The sequence below is a fragment of the Flavobacterium sp. genome (assembly GCF_039930565.1).
Taxonomy (GTDB): domain Bacteria; phylum Bacteroidota; class Bacteroidia; order Flavobacteriales; family Flavobacteriaceae; genus Flavobacterium.
Map to the genome: position 1 here is coordinate 1 of NZ_JBDTTP010000082.1, position 18,006 is coordinate 18,006.

Below are 18,006 nucleotides of genomic sequence, written 5' to 3' on the forward strand. Positions count from 1 at the left end.
GTAACTTTAGAAAGGTAAAACGTATTCCTGATATTATTAAGATTTTTTATAATATTCAGAAAGTAATGCCGGCTAAACTGATGATGGTGGGTGATGGTCCTGAAAAAGAAAAGGCTGAAGCTTTGTGTATGGAATTAGGTATTTATGACAAGGTAATTTTCTTTGGAAACAGTAATGAAATCGATAAAATTTTACTGTTGACAGACTTGTTTTTACTTCCATCAGAAACAGAAAGTTTTGGTTTGGCAGCATTGGAAGCAATGGCATGTGCTGTTCCCGTAATTTCAAGTAATTCGGGTGGTCTGCCCGAAGTGAATTTTGACGGATTCTCAGGTTATTTAAGCAACGTTGGAGATGTAGAGGAGATGGCTGCAAATGCAATTAAAATTTTAAAAGATGACATAGTTTTAAATCAATTTAAAAAGAATGCATTAGAGGTTGCTAAGAAATTCGACATCAAAAACATTTTGCCTAAATATGAAGCTTTATATCAAAAAGCAATAGACGATTATAAGCATGAGAAACATTAATCTTAAGAAATAACAGTATGAAAAAAGTAACTTTTGTATTAATAGTTTTTGTTTTAGTTTCCTGTTCAACCAGCAAAACAACAGATTCTAAAGCATTGTATGAAGTTCTTACAGAACAGTTTGATGGAGGTGGCAATATTAAATTTTTTGAGATTTTGACCGAGCCTAATGAAATCAAAATGTTAGAGAATGATCCACTGTTAAAAGATAAGATGAAACATGATGATATTAATAATGCCAACTATGTGATTCTAAATATGGGTGAGAAAAATACAGGCGGTTATTCGATTGGCGTTGAAAAAGTGGAAGAAACAGATAAAAATATTATCATTACTGTTAAAGAAAAAAGCCCTGCTCCCGATGGTATGGTAATACAGGTTATAACATATCCTTATACTGTGGTGAAGGTTAATTCGAAAAAGGAAATTATTATTAAATAAAAAAATCCTGTCGTTTTATAGCGACAGGATTTTTTATAAGAAATTGATTTTTATTAGAATTTGAATTTAACTGCAAACCCAACATCAAAACCAAAATTATTATCATCATAATATCCTGAACCAATTTCCGGTCTTGCATCTAATGACAATAAAATAGGCACATTGTCAAAGCCATATTCTATACCAATATCTCCAGCTGCAAAAACGTAAGTACCACTATCATCAAAATCACCACCAGGTCCAGGTCCATCGTAATCATAGTCCCATGCAGCAACACCTGCACCAACACCTGCATACCAATTGAAGCCTCCATCAATATTCCAAACCCATTGATAAAGCCCAACAACTTTAATTGCATCTGTGTAGCGAGTATTTCTCCAACCTAAGTCAAACTCAAGTCTGTTATTTTTTGATAATCCTCTTTGGTATGAGATTTCTCCTCCAAATCCATCATTATCTCCAAAACGAACACCTAAGGCATTTTTAGCAATTTCTTGTGATTGAGCTGAGAACGCTAACCCTACTAGCATAATAGCTGATAAAATAATTTTTTTCATAAAATGGTTATTAATTTTTTTCAAATTTACAATTACTCTTTTATTGAAACGTATAAAATTATTTTAAATTGTTATAGAATTTACATTTTTAAATAAACAAAATATAAATTTATCAGAATGTATTAACAGCAAAAAAGAAAGTTGCTAATAATTAAATAATTACATTTTTGACTTAATAAAATTAGTGAAAAGTTGGGTAGTTAGAATATCTTCCATCTCAAAGAGATTATCTTCTTCTATGAAGTTCATTTCAGAATAAGAAAATAATTTCCAGCGTTTTTTATGATATTCAAGCGCAGTTAAATTTTCAATCCAGTCACCGGAATTTAAATACAAAGTAGAACCATGTTTGTTTTCTTTAGTAACTATTTTAGGTTCATGTATGTGTCCGCAAATAACGTAATCATATTTTTTTTCAATTGCTAAATCAGTAGCAGTTGTCTCAAAATCTGAAATAAACTTTACTGCTTTTTTTACGCTCGCTTTTATCCTTTTGGAAAAAGAATAAGGCTCTCTTCCCAATTTTGCCAAACACCAATTTACAAATCGGTTAGTCAGAATCAAATAATCATATCCTAAACCTCCAAGTTTTGCAATCCATTTAGAATGCTGAACGGAAGCGTCAAAAACGTCTCCATGAAAAATCCAGGCTTTTTTGTCATCCAATTCTAAAACCAGCTTATCTACCAGGGAAAAATTTCCCATGTTCATATCACTGAATTTTCTCAGGATTTCATCATGATTTCCAGTGATATAATACACTTTTGTGCCCTTTGATGCCATCCCGATTATTCTTTGAATAACTTTTAAATGTGATTTTGGGAAATATGATTTTCGAAATTGCCAGGCATCTATAATATCTCCGTTGAGAACTAATGTCTTTGGTTTAATACTTGAAAGGTAATTGTTTAGCTCTTTGGCATGGCTGCCATAAGTGCCTAAATGCACATCAGATATGATGACCAATTCGACATTTCTTTTTTTCAATTTTTCTTGATTTGAAGTTTAACAAATTAAAGAAACCTCTATTAGTTTTGTTTTATCAAAAGGTTATCAATTTAACTTCAATTTTAACAAATTATGATTTTTGCAATATAGATGTTTCCTTAATATACTAGTTTTAAAATTTTTTAATTTAATTCATAAAACTTACATTTGCCCAAAACTAATTATAATGGCAGGAAATAGCTACGGCACACTATATAAAGTTACCACATTTGGAGAATCACATGGAGAAGCTTTAGGCGGAATCATTGACGGTTGTCCCTCAGGAATCCAACTTGATTTAGAAGCGATCGAGGTCGAAATGTCAAGAAGAAAACCAGGTCAGTCGGCAATTGTAACACAACGAAAAGAACCGGATTCAGTTCAGTTTTTATCAGGGATATTTGAAGGTAAAACGACCGGAACCCCAATTGGCTATATTATTCCAAATACCAATCAAAAATCAGATGATTACTCCCATATAAAAGACAATTACAGACCAAGTCATGCTGATTATGTGTATGATCAAAAATATGGATTTAGGGATTATCGCGGAGGAGGAAGAAGTTCGGCGCGTGAAACAGCCAGTAGAGTAGTAGCGGGTGCAATTGCCAAGCAAATGTTACCTGAAATAAAAATCAACGCTTATGTTTCATCTGTAGGGCCAATTCATCTGGATATACCTTATCAGAAATTGGATTTTTCCAAAACAGAAAGCAATCCGGTACGCTGTCCTGATGAAAAATCAGCCATAATTATGGAAGATTATATTCGTGATATACGAAAGCAGGGTGATACTGTTGGAGGAGTTGTTTCCTGTGTGATTCAAAATGTACCTGTAGGTTTAGGCGAACCTGTTTTTGATAAATTGCATGCAGAATTAGGAAAAGCAATGTTATCTATAAATGCTGTAAAAGGTTTTGAATATGGAAGTGGTTTTTCAGGATCTGAAATGAAAGGAAGCGAGCATAATGATTTATACAATCCTGACGGAACAACCAAAACCAATCTTTCAGGAGGAATTCAGGGAGGAATAAGCAACGGAATGGATATTTACTTTAGAGTAGCTTTCAAACCGGTTGCCACAATAATGCAAACTCAGGATTCCTTAGATAATATGGGTAATATAACACCCATGACAGGAAAAGGTCGTCATGATCCATGTGTAGTACCACGTGCAGTGCCTATTGTCGAGGCAATGGCAGCGATAGTTCTTGCTGATTTTTATTTAATCAACAAGACTTATTAATTTAAAAGCAGGCAGTGAGCGTCTTTTTTTAATTATAAATTCAAAAACAATTAATGAACACAATTCAAAATAAAAAGAAGTCTTTTTTTTATGGTTTGACTGGCCAGATTTTAATAGCGATGATTCTTGGAGCAATTTTAGGGATCATATTGCATAATTCGATTTCGACCGAAGCAGCACAGTCTTTTAGCGCCAAAATCAAAATGTTGGCGACTATTTTTATTCGATTGGTTCAAATGATTATATCGCCTTTAGTATTTACTACTCTGGTGGTGGGAATTGCGAAATTAGGTGATATTAAAGCTGTTGGAAGAATTGGAGGCAAGGCATTAGCATGGTTTTTTACCGCTTCTTTTATATCATTACTTATAGGATTGTTTTACGTCAATATATTAGAACCAGGTGTTGGCTTAAAATTGGGGCATGTAGATTTAGCTACTGCTTCTGAAGTTACGGCTAAAACAAAGTCAATTTCTTTTGAAAATTTTGTCGAACATATTGTGCCTAAAAGCCTTTTTGAAGCCTTGGCAACCAACGAAATTTTACAAATTGTAATATTTTCCATCTTTTTTGGATTGGCTGCTGCATCTTTAGGAAATACAGTAAAACCTGTTATAAATGCTCTTGATAAAACAGCTCATATAGTTTTAAAAATGGTCAATTATGTAATGAACTTTGCACCAATTGGTGTTTTTGGAGCAATTGCAGGAGTTTTTGCCGTCAGGGATTTTCAGGAATTAATGATTACTTATTTTAAATTTTTTGGTTCATTTTTAATAGGTATATCTTCCTTATGGGTGATTTTAATAATTGTGGGATACATTTTCCTTAAAAAGAGAATGAATGAATTGTTAAAACGAATTATTGGACCAGTAGTTATTGCTTTTGGTACAACAAGCAGTGAAGCAGTTTTTCCAAAACTAACAGAAGAATTAGAAAAATTTGGTGTAAAAGACAGAATTGTATCTTTTATGCTTCCTTTAGGATATTCTTTTAATCTGGACGGAAGTATGATGTATATGACTTTTGCCAGTATTTTTATAGCACAGGCTTACGGAGTACATCTTGATATTGGAACCCAAATGGTAATGCTTTTGGTTTTAATGTTAACCAGTAAAGGGATTGCAGGTGTTCCGCGTGCAAGTTTGGTTGTTGTAGCAGCTACGTGCGGTATGTTTGATATTCCGGTTGAAGGTATTGCACTTATTCTGCCAATTGATCATTTTTGTGATATGTTCAGAAGCGGTACAAATGTTTTGGGGAATGCTTTAGCCACTTCTGTAGTTGGACAATGGGAAAATGATAAGGAACTGGAAATAAATTCTGAAAATGATATCTTAGATTAAATAATAAAATAAAATAGAAAAAGCTGTATTTATGATTAAAATACAGCTTTTTTTATTTTTAAGTGTATATTTGATAAAAATTTACTGAATTATGCCCCTAAAGCAGGTTTTTTTATATTTACTCCTATTGTTTTTGGGCTGTGGCAATTTGTCAATTGCACAAAATAAAAATTTTCAAGAAGTCAAAATTCATCAACTGATCAGTCAAGCCTGGTCTGATTTTAAGCATTCGAATTTCGAAAAATCATTAATTACTTCCAGAGTAGCCTTGAATAATGCAGTTTTAAAAGGAGACAATTATCTAATTGCTCATTCCTATAAAATAATTGCAGGTAATTACCATGAACTTTCAGAGTTTGATAAGGCTATTTTTTTTTATAATAAAAGTCTTCAATATGCGAATAAAACTGATAATGACTCTATAAAATATTCTCTTTATAATAATTTGGGTAACCTCTATTGTTTTGAAAAAAAACAATTTAACAAAGGAATTAGTTATTATAAAAAATCAATTGCATACGGATTAAAAATAAATGACTTAAAGCAGGTTTATTTTACAAACGTCAACATTACATGGGCATATTTTGATGTAGGAAATTTTACAGAAGGATTTCCATTTTTGAAATTCATAAACAGCAACCAAATTAGCAATGGCGACAAATCAACAGATATTGTAGTGAATATGCTTAACGGAATGTATTTTAGTCATATAAACGATAATAAAAATGCAAATTTATATTTTAAAAAAGCTATAAAACAAAGAGAAACAATTGATGAGCAGTCCGACTTATCCTATGCCCATTTAGAATATTCGAAGTTTTTAACCAAAATAAAAAACTACAAGGAAGCCTATTATAATTTGTCTCTTTTTAATGAAATAACGGAACAATTATATAATGAGGAAAAACTTAAAAAAGCATCAATTGCCGGATTTAACCTTGAATTAGACGAATATAAAAGAGAAATTGATAAAATAGAGAATGAAAAATTAATCCAGTCCCAAAGTCTTAAAAAATCTAAAATTATTGTTGTTTTATTCATTTTAATTTCCCTTACATTTCTTGTTTTGATTTTTACTTTATACAAAAACATCGTTATAAAGAAAAAAGCAAATTTAGAACTTCTAAAGGCAAAAGAGATTGCTGAGGAAGCATCATTATTAAAGTCACAGTTTATTTCGACCATTAGCCACGAATTGCGTACACCTTTGTATGGAGTAGTAGGAATTACTAATATGCTGCTGGAAGAACATAAAGAATTGGCCAAAAGCCAATATTTAAGTTCATTAAAGTTTTCAGCGCGATATTTATTGACTTTAGTAAACGATATTCTTCAAATTAATAAAATTGAAGAAAATAAAGTGATTCTGGAAAATACTGTTTTTAATATTTCTGATGAGATAAAAATGATTAAAAATTCACTATCATTTTTATCCAAAAAAAACAATAATAAAATTTTAGTAGATATTGATCCAGATATTCCGGAACTGTTGGTAGGAGATAAGCTCAGACTAGGTCAAATTTTGATGAATCTGATAAGTAATGCGCTTAAATTTACTAAAAATGGTGAAATTACTATTATTGTGAGTCTGGTAAAAAAAGAACAAAGTAATTATTTTATTGAATTTCAGATAAAAGATAATGGAATTGGAATTGCAGAAACAGATCAAAGTAAAGTTTTTGATGAATTTGTACAAGTTGGACGTAATAACGAAGATTATCAAGGTACCGGTTTAGGACTTAGTATTGTGAAAAAACTTTTGCAGCTGTTTGGCAGTACGATTTCCTTAAAAAGTAAGGTAGGAACAGGAACTTCATTTGCTTTCATAATACCTTTCGAACACAGCCAGGAGAAAAATAAAATATTTAATGATGAAATAGATTTCGATTTTAAATCTAATGAGCTGTACAAAGTTTTAGTGGTTGAAGATAATTTAATTAATCAATTGATAACCAGAAAGATTATAGAAAAAAATAATTTTAATTGCAGTGTTGCAGATGATGGTTTTTCAGCCATTGATTTGTTGGAAAAGGAGGAGTTTGATATTATTTTAATGGATATAAACATGCCTTCGATGAATGGATTTGAAACCACAAGACGAATTCGCTCTAAAGGAATTATAACTCCTGTTGTTGCACTTACTGCTTTTGATAAGGATGAAATTGCAGAAGAAGCTCTTTCTTCAGGAATAAATGATATTATCATTAAGCCTTTTGAGCCTGAAAAATTATTTAAGATTATAAGTGAACTTATTTTAGAAGAAAAAAACGTTGGCTGTTAATACCAACGTTTTTTATTTTGCTTTGAAGCGTTTGATTTTCTTGATTTATGGGCACCATCGCTTCGGTTAGAATTTTTAGGTTTTTCTTCACTTGCCTCTGGACTTCCGGAATGCCATTGATAGGGATGATCGGCAATTGTTTTTACATCAACTTTTATCAATTTCTGAATATCTTTCCAATATTGATGTTCATCTTTACTGCAAAAAGAAATTGCAATCCCTCCATTTCCTGCACGACCTGTTCGCCCAATTCTATGTACGTACGTTTCTGGAATATTAGGTAAATCAAAATTAATTACAAAAGGTAACTGGTCGATATCAATTCCTCTGGCTGCAATATCTGTTGCAACAAGAACACCTACTTCTTTGTTTTTAAAAGCATCCAGAACACGTTGTCTCGCATTTTGAGATTTATCTCCGTGAATAGCTTCAGCCGCAATATTATTTTTACGAAGTGCTTTTACAACATTATCTGCTCCGTGTTTGGTTCTTGAAAAAACCAGTACGTTTGATAAATCTTCGTTTTTTATTAAATGATAAAGTAAATTTCTTTTTTCTGTTTTTTCAACAAAATAGACACGCTGTTCTACATTTTCCGCAGTTGACGAAACAGGAGAAACTTCTACTTGCTCAGGATCCTGCAAAAACATTTCAGCTAATTCACGTATTGCGATTGGCATTGTAGCTGAAAATAGTAAGGTCTGACGGTTTTTAGGTGTCAGTTTTACAATCTTTTTTACGTCGTTTATAAAACCCATATCCAGCATTTGATCTGCTTCGTCTAATACTAAAACATGCAAATGATCCAGATCAAGAAAACCTTGTTTTTGTAAATCCAGTAATCTACCAGGTGTTGCCACTAAAATGTCAACTCCCTTTTTAAGCGTATCAACTTGTGGATTTTGAGAAACTCCACCAAAAATAGTCAATTGTGTAAGGTTAGTATATTTGGCATACGTCTCAAAACTCTGTCCAATCTGTACTGCTAATTCACGGGTTGGAGTAACTATAAGTGCCCGAATTACTTTGGCTTTTTTTGATGAACCTACAATTCTATGCAATTGGTGTATAATTGGTATAGCAAATGCAGCCGTTTTTCCGGTACCTGTCTGCGCACAGCCAATTAAGTCTCTTCCGGCTAAAACGATCGGAATAGATTGTTCCTGAATGGGTGTAGGGTTTAGGTAGCCTTCTTCAAATACGGCTTTTTGTATACTTTTTGAAAGTGATAAATCTTCGAATAACATATCTTAAATATTAAGAATTTAGTTTTAAGCACTAAAATTCTTTGCAAAGATAGCTTTATTCGGCCAATCGTCTATTTGAATCCGGTTTTATTTGGTAAGCAGCTTGATTTCAGATCTTAATGCAAGGAGAGATTACTCTTTTTCGTGGTTGGCTTTTATGAAATCAGTAATTAAATAACCTATTAGTTTTCCAATCAGATGATTGTTTGGAGATTGGTCTAAATCAGGTGCTCCTTCACAAATGTGTAAATAAGCCGCGTTTTTATTTTCTCCGAAAAAAGAAACAAACTGGCGTAATTGTTCTATTGAAAATCCGCTTATAGTCATAGCGCTGCTGGCAATATTAGGAATAGCATCCAAATCGATTTCAATACCAAAAGAATCTGTTTTTATAAATTCTAAAGCGGCTGCCATTTCTTTGTTGAAGTCCTTTTCTTTACGGATATTTACACTGTCATAAGTATTGAAGCGAACCCGGTCTTCTAATTTTTTAATTACATCAAGAACACTTTTTGAAGTATAATTTTCATGTAGTCCAAAAATGAAATACTTTTTAAGGAAACCTTCTTCGTATGCATACGAAAAGCCATTACCACTATGTCTTCCTTCTAAAATTCTAAAGTCTGAATGTGCATCAAAATTAATAGCATTTACAGGTTTGCCTTTCGCCAGGGCTGATCCTTTAATGTTTCCATAAGCATTGTTATGCCCACCGCCAATTATAATTGGGGTTTTGCCTGATTTGATGATATTAAAAATAATATGAGAAACTTCTTTGTCAATTTTTTCAACTAACTGACTTAATTTGGAACGGTCATCAATATCATTGAAATCAAGATTTTCTACATTTCGCATTTCCTCGGCAACATTAATTTGTCCTAGTACAATAATCTGGCTGCCTTTGCAAAACCGGTTGTGCTGAATATTTGCAATGCTTTTTATGGCGCATTCCCAAGCTGAAGCAGCACCAGGTCTTCCGAAATTAGCCCTGACGCCAATATCTTCCGGAATTCCTAATAGCACATAGTTAGCCTCACTTTCTTTTAGAAAATCAATTTTATCAATTCCTGTTGGTATGATAATCATTTTTTCACCAAATTTTATTTCACCACTTCGATGATTCGTGACTTTTGCTAAATCATTAATAGTAAAAGGAATTAATTTATCCATAAAAAAAAATTATTGTCCAAAAATAATATAATTGTACTAACTTACGTTATTAGGATATATTAATTATTAAATTTGTTTTTAAAGAAAATTATTAAAATATGGAAAACCCAAAGAACAACAACTCAAGTCTAAAAGCAGTAATTGCTATTTTAGCAGTCCTACTAATTGGTAGCTTAGTGTATATTTTTAAACTTTCTTCTGAAACAGATGGTGTAAAAACTGAACTTACATCAACTTTAACAGAAAAAGAATCTGTGATGAAGGATCTTCAGGAGCTTAAAACAACATATGATGCTGCAATTGCCGAGAATACTACTATGTCAGATGAGTTAATCCAGGAAAGAGATAAAGTTGTAGCTCTTATGGATGATTTAAGCAAATCAAAAGGAGATATCTCTAAATACCGATCTCAGGTTCAGTCTATGCAAGGCAAAATGAAAGTTTTGGTAGCAGAAAATGACGAATTGAAAAAACAAAATGGTGTTTTAACAGTTCAGAGAGACAGCACAATTGTAGTATTAGGAGAGTCTAAAAAATTCAATGAGGTTTTAGTGGGTCAAAACGAGGAGTTGTCAAAAACAGTTGAAAAAGCATCTAAATTGTCTATTTTAAATACTAAAACTGCAGCTTATAAATTGAGAAGTTCAGGAAAACAAATTGAAACAGACAAAGCCAGTCGTGCTGATGTTTTAAAAGTAAGTTTTACAATTGCTGAAAACCAGGTTGCCAAATCAGGTGATAAATCGTATTATGTGCAGGTTATCGATAGTAAAAACAATGTTTTAGGTGATAAGAAAACAGAAAATTTTGGTGATAATACTTTGACTTACAGCTTCAAGACTACTGTACAATATGAAAATAAAACAGTTAATGTCTCTGAAGATTTAAGAGGTACAGATTTTGCTAAAGGAACTTATTTTATTAACATATTTGATAATAATGAATTAGTTTCCAAAACAAGTTTTTCTTTGAGATAAGAAAACGTTTAGAATCAAATAAAAAAAGAGGAGTTTTTTAAACTCCTCTTTTTTTATGATAAAATTTTTCCTTCGATAAAAACTGTTTCAATTAAATTACTGCCAAAAGCATATGGAATCTGGTAGTAGGATGAAATGGGTTTCGTCAGGATTAAATTAGCTTTTTTTCCTTTTGTAATACTTCCGTGGGTTTTTGAAATTCCCATAGCATAAGCGCCATTTATTGTGGCTGCATTTATGGCTTCTTCAGGGGTCATTTTCATTTTGATGCAAGCTGTGGCTACAACAAAATTCATATTTCCGGATGGAGTAGAACCTGGATTGAAATCTGATGCAAGAGCAAGCGGCAAACCTGCTTGAATGATATTCCGGGCAGGCGTGTAAGGAATGCTTAAAAAATAAGAACAGGATGGTAAAGCTACAGGCATCGTTTCTGAATCTTTTAAAGCATCAATATCTTCTGAGGTCATAATTTCAAGATGATCGACAGACAGCGCTTTAAATTTGATTCCGGCCTGAACTCCTCCAATTGAATTAAATTGGTTGACGTGGATTTTTGGCTTTAAGCCAAATTGAATTCCTGCTTCGATAATTTGCTCTGTTTCATCAACAGAGAAATAACCAGATTCACAAAAAACGTCTATAAAATCCGCCAGTTTGTTTTTAGCGATTTCCGGGAGCATTTTAGTGATAATTTCATCGATATAACCCTTTTTGTTTTCTTTGTAATGTATTGGGAAAGCATGAGCACCTAAAAAAGTAGCTTTTATGGTAATGGGATAATTTTCTGCAAGCTTTTTAATAACACGAAGCATTTTTAATTCACCTTCAACTGTAAGTCCGTAACCGGATTTAATTTCGACCGCTCCGGTTCCTAGATGCATAACTTCTTCCAGACGAAGTTTAGACTGCTCATAAATTTCTTCTTCTGAAGTTTCATTGAGTTTTTTAGCCGAATTTAAGATACCGCCACCCCGATTAGCAATTTCTTCGTATGAAAATCCGTTGATCCTGTCTACAAATTCCTGCTCGCGATTGCCTGCATATACAATATGGGTATGACTATCACACCAGGATGGGAAGACTATACGTTCAGTGGCATCAATAATTGTATCAGCTTTGATTTTAGCTAAATTTTCCATTGATCCAAAATCTTCTATAAGGCTGTCTTTAATAAGTAAAAAGGCATTTTTAATAGTTGGAAGAATTGCCATTTCGGCTCCGGAAACTTTAGAAATTGAAGTTTCACGAACCTGAAGCAGTTCTTTGATATTTGTAATAAGCGTTGTCATCAAAAATTATTCTGAAACCGTGATTTCAAACATTTTGCTCCAGTTTTTACCGGTTACAAAAATAGTTTTGGTTTTTGGGTTATAAGCGATTCCGTTTAAAACGTCGTCTTTTGTAACATCACTCATATATTTCCGTAAATCAGACATATTTAAAATACCTTCTACGGCTCCGGAGTTTTGATTTACAACTGCAATAGCATCCTTTTGCCATACATTTACATAGAATTTTCCATCGATTAGTTCTAATTCATTAATTGCTTTTATTTTTGAAGTTCCGGAATAAACATTAATATAATCAATAAGTTTTTGGGTAGCAGGATCCATTTTCCAGATTTTCTCCGTACCGTCTGAACGATAAATATAGTTGCCGTCATTGGTCATTCCCCATCCTTCGATTTCCTTGTCATAAGTGAATGTTTTTTCTAATTTTAAAGTTTTAGCGTCATAAATAAAACCTGTTTTTTCCTCCCAGGTCAATTGATATAATTTTCCATTAACGATTGTTATTCCTTCACCAAAATATTTTTTATCAAGGTCAACTTGTTTAAAAACCTTTCCGGTCTTATAATCATATTTCCTAACATATGAAGAACCTTTTTGTCCGGTACTTTCGTATAAGGTATCATTGTGAAATTCTAATCCTTCATTAAATGAAGAAATATCATGGGGATATGTATTTACAATTTTATATTTCAATGGTTTGGCGGTAATGCTGGACACTACTTCAATCCTTTTGGTTGCATCAGATGAATCGGATCCAAAATAAACAGTTGCTTTTAAATACTGATAACCTAATTTTTGATCTTTTAATTCAAATTTGAATTTTTCAGGACCTTTGTTAATTCCCACTTTTTTTTCATTTACAAAGTAAACAACGCTGTCAATTTCTTTTGATTTTGGATTTAAAATACCAATAGAAACTGATTGATCTGATAAAAAATGAGCTGGAAATGCTGCATCATCGATTGAAAATATAGAATTTTCACCTTTTTTTGGCTCTCCGCATCCAATGAATGTTATTCCTAATAAAATGATGCTTAGGAAGTTATATTTTTTCATAGTTTAAAATTTGAATAGTCCAATATACGACGATATTTTTATAGCAGCAAAGCTCTTGCAAAAATATAAAAAGATTGTATATTTGCACCGGCAAGTCCTACACGACCAGCTCCTGCAGACTCCCCCAGGATGGGAACATAGCAAGGGTACGTGGTTGAGCGGTGCGATGTAGGTCGCTTGCCATTTTTTATTTTATCGGTATTCTTTTCAGAATTAATGTAAAAGTTGTCTTCCTTCGGGAGGATTTTTTTATTTTTGGGCTTTTCTTAAAACATTGTAATCTATCACCTATCTTATGAATAAAGTCGTTTTAATTACCGGGGGATCCTCAGGCATTGGAAAATCTATTGGAGAGTTTTTGCATAAAAAAGGTTTTGTTGTTTATGGAACAAGCAGAAACCCTGAAAAAGTAGTAAGTTCTATTTTTCCGCTTCTTACCCTGGATGTTCGAAATGCCGAATCAATTCAATTGGCTATCGCAAAAATTATTGAGATTTCAGGAAGACTGGATGTGGTAATTAATAATGCTGGTGTTGGTATTACCGGTCCTCTGGAAGAAATTCCGATGGAGGAAATCAAGAATAATTTTGAAACTAATTTTTTTGGACCTATAGAAGTAATGAAAGCAGTTTTGCCTCAGATGCGACAACAGAAATCAGGTTTGATTATTAATATAACCTCAATTGCTGCTTATATGGGATTGCCCTACCGAAGTGTTTATTCGGCTTCTAAAGGTGCTTTGCAACTTATTACGGAAGCTTTGAGAATGGAAGTAAAACAATTTGGAATTCAAATCACAAATGTCGCTCCAGGTGATTTTGCGACTAATATTGCTTCGGGACGTTTTCATTCACCGGTTATCAAAGGTTCCGCCTATGAAAAAATATATGGAGAAACTTTAGCGACTATGAATGAGCATGTAGATGCAGGAAGTAATCCGAATGAAATGGCTGAGGCAGTTTATAGAATCATGTTAGAAAAAAGCCCGAGAGTTCATTATAAAATAGGTCTTTTTATGCAAAAGTTTTCTATTGTTTTAAAACGTGCCCTTCCGGATAGAATGTACGAGAAAATGTTGATGAATCATTATAAATTATAGCATTTTATGGATAATATAAAAGAGTTTTTACCTACTATTTTTGCCATTTTAATTTTTGTTATTATTTGGTTTGTAATTCGCAAAATATTAAGTTCAATTAGTGATAAAATCAATAATTCTGAAGTTTATAAAGAAGATACTTTAAGAGTTTTGGAGGAAATAAGAGATGAATTAAAACAATTAAATAAAAAGGATACTTCAAAATAATTATTAGTTGTAATTTTGCACCGAATTTGCGTGAGGGATTGCAGTGAAAATCCTTTTATTTTTTCTTTAAAAAAATAAAAGATTGTAACGGAAAGCCCGACCCTTGTGGTCACGCCCAAATTATGAACACAATTAAACAGATATAATTATGAAATTTTTTATTGACACGGCTAATTTAGCTCAGATTAAAGAAGCACAAGCGTTAGGCGTTTTGGATGGTGTAACAACAAATCCATCATTGATGGCAAAGGAAGGAATTAGTGGAAAAAACAATATTTTGAAACATTATGTTGACATTTGTAATCTTGTAGAAGGGGATGTAAGTGCTGAAGTAAATGCGCTGGATTATGACGGAATGATTAGGGAAGGTGAGGAATTAGCTGAATTGCATGATCAAATCGTAGTGAAATTGCCTATGACAAAAGAAGGAGTTATGGCGGCAAAATATTTTTCGGATAAAGGAATTAAAACTAATGTAACGTTAGTGTTTTCTGCTGGTCAGGCTTTATTGGCTGCCAAAGCTGGAGCAACCTATGTTTCGCCATTTATTGGCCGTTTGGATGATATTTCAACTGATGGTTTGAATTTGATTGAAGAAATCAGGCTGATTTATGATAACTACGGTTACGAAACACAAATTTTAGCAGCTTCTGTGCGTCATACGATGCATATTGTAAATTGTGCCAAACTTGGTGCAGATGTAATGACAGGACCTCTTTCTGCAATTGCAGGATTGTTGAAACATCCTTTAACTGATATCGGATTGGCTCAGTTTGTAGCGGATTTTGAAAAAGGAAATAAATAGTTTTTTACAATAATAATTTAAAATTGCTATTTCTGTAATGAAAATAGTGATTTTTTGAAATTAAAAACCCGTACTACAATTTGTAATACGGGTTTTATTATTTAAATTGAAAAGGTTTCAATGTCCTCCGCCTTCGCTTATTACATGGCTTACACCTTGTCTTTCTAATATTTTAGGGCAATAGAAACCATAAAATGCTAAATAGGCAAAACCAAGAAGTGGCACTACGTAAGAGAAATGTGTATAGGTAATACCTAATATTCCTTCAGGATGTGTTGCATCTAAATCACAGATACTTCCTTGTACTAAAGGAATAACCCCACCACCTAGAATCATCATAATTAAGAAAGAAGATGCTTTTCCTGTATTTTTTCCTAATCCTGCGATCGCTAAATCGAAAATGGATGGCCACATAATTGATAAGAATAAACCGCCCGAAATAAAGAAAAATTTAGCAATTGCGGGATCTGGCCAAACTAAACCTAACACCATCATTGTTAGTCCGGAAATACCGAAAAGCATTAAAGTTTTTCCCGCATTTTTACCACCGACAAAACTTACCCCTATAAATAGTAAAATCCAGAATGGGTAAATGTAAAATGCTGAAACATCATGTGCAGCAAAAACATTAGCTCCAATAATGACTCCAAAAGCTAATGCAGGAACAATAAATTTAAGAGCAGTATTGACAAGGTTGGAGGTGTTAAAAACGTTTACACCACCATTCCAACGACCAATCATTAAACTTCCCCAGTAAAGAGCTATAAATGGAGCAATAGCATTTTCTAAAACGCTTCCGAATTCGCTTGTTTTTAATAAAGCGGGTAAATTACTGATGATGGTAACTTCTGTACCTACATAAATAAAAATTCCCAACATTCCTAAGTACAACTGTGGATAGTCAAAAATGTTAAATTTTTCATGTTTTTGATCCAATACTACCTCTTCCTCAATTTTGGCAGGATCTTCAATTTTAGAAAAATACATAAAAATTGCCACTATGATAAATGCAATTCCTAAGATTGTAAAAGGTTTTTTTACCAATTCTAATTTTGATTTCACAACTTCAAGAGGCAATTGAATTTTTGCAACATCATTTTCGATTGTTTCGTACTCTTTAACAAAAGGTTTTACGGGAGACGAAGGGCTTATAATGCTTAATTGAGCATCAATTTTGTTAATTTGCTCAGTCAATAATGTCGTAGCTTTTTGCGTAACTTCTTTTGAGTCTATATTGTCGTTTGCAATTTCTTTTACGTTTTCGGCAATCTCATTTTTCAATTTAATAAAATCGTTTTGTACAATTTCTATAGAACTTAGGTCTTTCTTCTTTTCTTCTCCAGTACCCATTCCGAACAATGCAATACCAAGTAAAATAGCTCCAATTGTCGTTCCGAAGGAGTTAACTCCACCCGCTAATGTTAAACGGTGAGCTCCTGTACTAGGATTCCCCATTTTAATAGCGAGAGGATTCGCAACAATCTGCTGGATTGAGAATCCTAAACCTACAATAAATAATGCTGTTAAAAAGAAAGGGAAGCTTCCTAGGGAAGCCGCCGGAATGAATAAAAATGAACCTACAGCTGAAAGCAGTAATCCGGCTGAAAGTGTTTTCTTGTATCCAAATTTTTGTAAAACGTCTCTTTTTAATGATACTAAAAAGAAGATTATTGCTCCTACAAAGTAAGCGGCATAAAATGCCCAGGCTACCAGTTGTGACTGAACCTGAGATAGCGTAAATACTTTTTTAAATACGGGGATTAAGATGTCGTTGGCCGAACCAACAAAGCCCCAAAAGAAGAAGACTATTATCAAAGAGATAAACTGCCCCCATTTGGTTTGTACATTTTCTGAATTCATAATGTAATTGGATTTTTTTTAGTTTTTAAAGTTTTTTGAAGACCGTAAATATATTTGTTACAATTATCAAAAAAAAATAAAAAAGCATAAAAAATGTTTGAATTAAACCAACAGCATGATTTATTCAACAAACTGTTATTTTTAAAACAGTAGAAATAGAAAAGAATTAAAATTATTCGAGAATTTTATTTTTAACTTCTTTGCTGTAGTTTCTTCCAATCGGAATTGTGTAGGAAGCAATCTGGATCCGGTTGCCTTCGATAGATTTTACCTTATTAAGGGCAATTACGTAAGATTTATGAATACGTAAAAATTTATCATTAGGAAGTTCTTCAGATAATGAAGTAAGTGATTTGTGGGTAATGTATGTTTTGTCTGAAGTCACTACTTTGATATATTCTTTCATTCCTTCAACAAATAAAATTTCTTCAATATTAATTTTCATCATTTTTTTATCTACTTTGATAAAAATATGGGAATCAATTTTTAGATTCTCAACCTTAATATTGTTTTTTAAATTGTATTCTGTTGTAATTTTATTAATGCATTTAATAAATCTGGGTAAAGGAATAGGTTTTACCAAATAATCCAAAACATCAAGGTCGTAGCTTTCTGCAGCAAACTCCCTGAATGCAGTTGTAATAACCACTTTAGTTTTATTTTCTATAAGGCTAATTAGTTCAAAGCCTGTCATTAGAGGCATATTGATGTCTAAAAATACCGCATCAACAGTAGTGTTATTAATGAAATCCAGTGCCTCAAGGGAATTGTTGAATGCCGCAACAACTTCAAAATCACTAAAATTGTTAAAATAATTTTGCAAGACTTTGATAGCTAATGGTTCATCATCAATCAACACGCATTTAATCTTCATTATTAATAGGTATTTGCAAACGGATTATA

The 18,006-nt window shown here is 32.5% G+C and carries 17 protein-coding genes and 1 other RNA gene; 10 read left to right on the top strand and 8 right to left on the bottom strand.

Annotation, left to right across the window (positions count from 1 at the left end; all coding sequences use genetic code 11):
- Together ABI657_RS16380 and ABI657_RS16385 are read left to right on the top strand one after the other, a co-directional pair.
- Positions 1 to 530: glycosyltransferase (locus ABI657_RS16380; RefSeq protein ID WP_348098345.1), on the top strand; the 530-nt coding region annotated here is incomplete at its 5' end.
- Positions 531 to 547: 17 nt separating this feature from the next.
- Positions 548 to 970: a protease complex subunit PrcB family protein gene (locus ABI657_RS16385; RefSeq protein WP_348098346.1), complete on the top strand. Its 423-nt coding sequence runs from the start codon at positions 548 to 550 to the stop codon at positions 968 to 970.
- 53 nt (positions 971 to 1,023) lie between these two features.
- Here ABI657_RS16385 and ABI657_RS16390 read toward each other — a convergent pair whose 3' ends face one another.
- Together ABI657_RS16390 and ABI657_RS16395 are read right to left on the bottom strand one after the other, a co-directional pair.
- Positions 1,024 to 1,527, bottom strand: a complete 504-nt coding sequence (locus ABI657_RS16390) for a hypothetical protein (RefSeq protein WP_348098347.1) — start codon at positions 1,525 to 1,527, stop codon at positions 1,024 to 1,026.
- Between the two features lie 159 nt (positions 1,528 to 1,686).
- Entirely contained in the window at positions 1,687 to 2,514 is an 828-nt protein-coding gene (locus ABI657_RS16395; RefSeq protein WP_348098348.1) for a UDP-2,3-diacylglucosamine diphosphatase, read from the bottom strand.
- 187 nt (positions 2,515 to 2,701) lie between these two features.
- Here ABI657_RS16395 and aroC point away from each other — a divergent pair, with 187 nt between their 5' ends.
- The 3 genes from aroC to ABI657_RS16410 all read left to right on the top strand — a co-directional run bounded on the left by aroC (position 2,702) and on the right by ABI657_RS16410 (position 7,387).
- Positions 2,702 to 3,760: a chorismate synthase gene (aroC, locus tag ABI657_RS16400; protein ID WP_348098349.1), complete on the top strand. Its 1,059-nt coding sequence runs from the start codon at positions 2,702 to 2,704 to the stop codon at positions 3,758 to 3,760.
- Between the two features lie 53 nt (positions 3,761 to 3,813).
- Positions 3,814 to 5,106, top strand: coding sequence for a cation:dicarboxylase symporter family transporter (locus tag ABI657_RS16405; protein ID WP_348098350.1), 1,293 nt, complete (start codon positions 3,814 to 3,816; stop codon positions 5,104 to 5,106).
- Positions 5,107 to 5,197: 91 nt separating this feature from the next.
- Positions 5,198 to 7,387, top strand: a complete 2,190-nt coding sequence (locus ABI657_RS16410; protein WP_348098351.1) for a response regulator — start codon at positions 5,198 to 5,200, stop codon at positions 7,385 to 7,387.
- Here the strand turns inward: ABI657_RS16410 and ABI657_RS16415 are convergent.
- The gene (locus ABI657_RS16415; RefSeq protein ID WP_348098352.1) at positions 7,384 to 8,634 is read right to left on the bottom strand and encodes a DEAD/DEAH box helicase; all 1,251 of its coding nucleotides are present in this window, start codon (positions 8,632 to 8,634) and stop codon (positions 7,384 to 7,386) included. The two genes, ABI657_RS16410 and ABI657_RS16415, sit on opposite strands and share 4 nt — an antisense overlap.
- 132 nt (positions 8,635 to 8,766) lie before the next feature.
- Positions 8,767 to 9,804 carry a formimidoylglutamase gene (locus ABI657_RS16420; protein WP_348098353.1) on the bottom strand — a complete coding sequence of 346 codons (1,038 nt, stop codon included), beginning with the start codon at positions 9,802 to 9,804 and terminating at the stop codon, positions 8,767 to 8,769.
- Between the two features lie 98 nt (positions 9,805 to 9,902).
- Between ABI657_RS16420 and ABI657_RS16425 the strand changes: the two genes are divergently transcribed.
- Positions 9,903 to 10,781: a hypothetical protein gene (locus ABI657_RS16425; protein WP_348098354.1), complete on the top strand. Its 879-nt coding sequence runs from the start codon at positions 9,903 to 9,905 to the stop codon at positions 10,779 to 10,781.
- A 53-nt stretch (positions 10,782 to 10,834) separates the two neighbouring features.
- Here the strand turns inward: ABI657_RS16425 and hutI are convergent, their stop codons facing one another.
- Positions 10,835 to 12,073 (bottom strand): imidazolonepropionase, encoded by a 1,239-nt coding sequence (gene hutI, locus ABI657_RS16430; protein WP_348098355.1) that lies wholly within the window; start codon positions 12,071 to 12,073, stop codon positions 10,835 to 10,837.
- 6 nt (positions 12,074 to 12,079) lie between these two features.
- Positions 12,080 to 13,132 (bottom strand): glutaminyl-peptide cyclotransferase, encoded by a 1,053-nt coding sequence (locus tag ABI657_RS16435; protein ID WP_348098356.1) that lies wholly within the window; start codon positions 13,130 to 13,132, stop codon positions 12,080 to 12,082.
- Between the two features lie 88 nt (positions 13,133 to 13,220).
- On the opposite strand from ABI657_RS16435, the gene ffs reads away from it, so the two are divergent.
- The 4 genes from ffs (at position 13,221) to fsa (ending at position 15,243) form a co-directional block, all read left to right on the top strand.
- Positions 13,221 to 13,318: signal recognition particle sRNA small type (gene ffs, locus ABI657_RS16440), an RNA gene on the top strand.
- 109 nt (positions 13,319 to 13,427) lie between these two features.
- Positions 13,428 to 14,231: an SDR family oxidoreductase gene (locus ABI657_RS16445; RefSeq protein ID WP_348098357.1), complete on the top strand. Its 804-nt coding sequence runs from the start codon at positions 13,428 to 13,430 to the stop codon at positions 14,229 to 14,231.
- A gap of 6 nt (positions 14,232 to 14,237) precedes the next feature.
- Entirely contained in the window at positions 14,238 to 14,438 is a 201-nt protein-coding gene (locus tag ABI657_RS16450) for a hypothetical protein (RefSeq protein ID WP_348098358.1), read from the top strand.
- Between the two features lie 148 nt (positions 14,439 to 14,586).
- The gene (gene fsa, locus ABI657_RS16455) at positions 14,587 to 15,243 is read left to right on the top strand and encodes a fructose-6-phosphate aldolase (RefSeq protein ID WP_348098359.1); all 657 of its coding nucleotides are present in this window, start codon (positions 14,587 to 14,589) and stop codon (positions 15,241 to 15,243) included.
- Between the two features lie 117 nt (positions 15,244 to 15,360).
- Here fsa and ABI657_RS16460 read toward each other — a convergent pair whose 3' ends face one another.
- Positions 15,361 to 17,103, bottom strand: coding sequence for an MFS transporter (locus ABI657_RS16460; protein ID WP_348098360.1), 1,743 nt, complete (start codon positions 17,101 to 17,103; stop codon positions 15,361 to 15,363).
- Positions 17,104 to 17,275: 172 nt separating this feature from the next.
- Positions 17,276 to 17,977, bottom strand: a complete 702-nt coding sequence (locus tag ABI657_RS16465; protein ID WP_348098361.1) for a LytTR family DNA-binding domain-containing protein — start codon at positions 17,975 to 17,977, stop codon at positions 17,276 to 17,278.
- Positions 17,978 to 18,006: the final 29 nt, after the last annotated feature.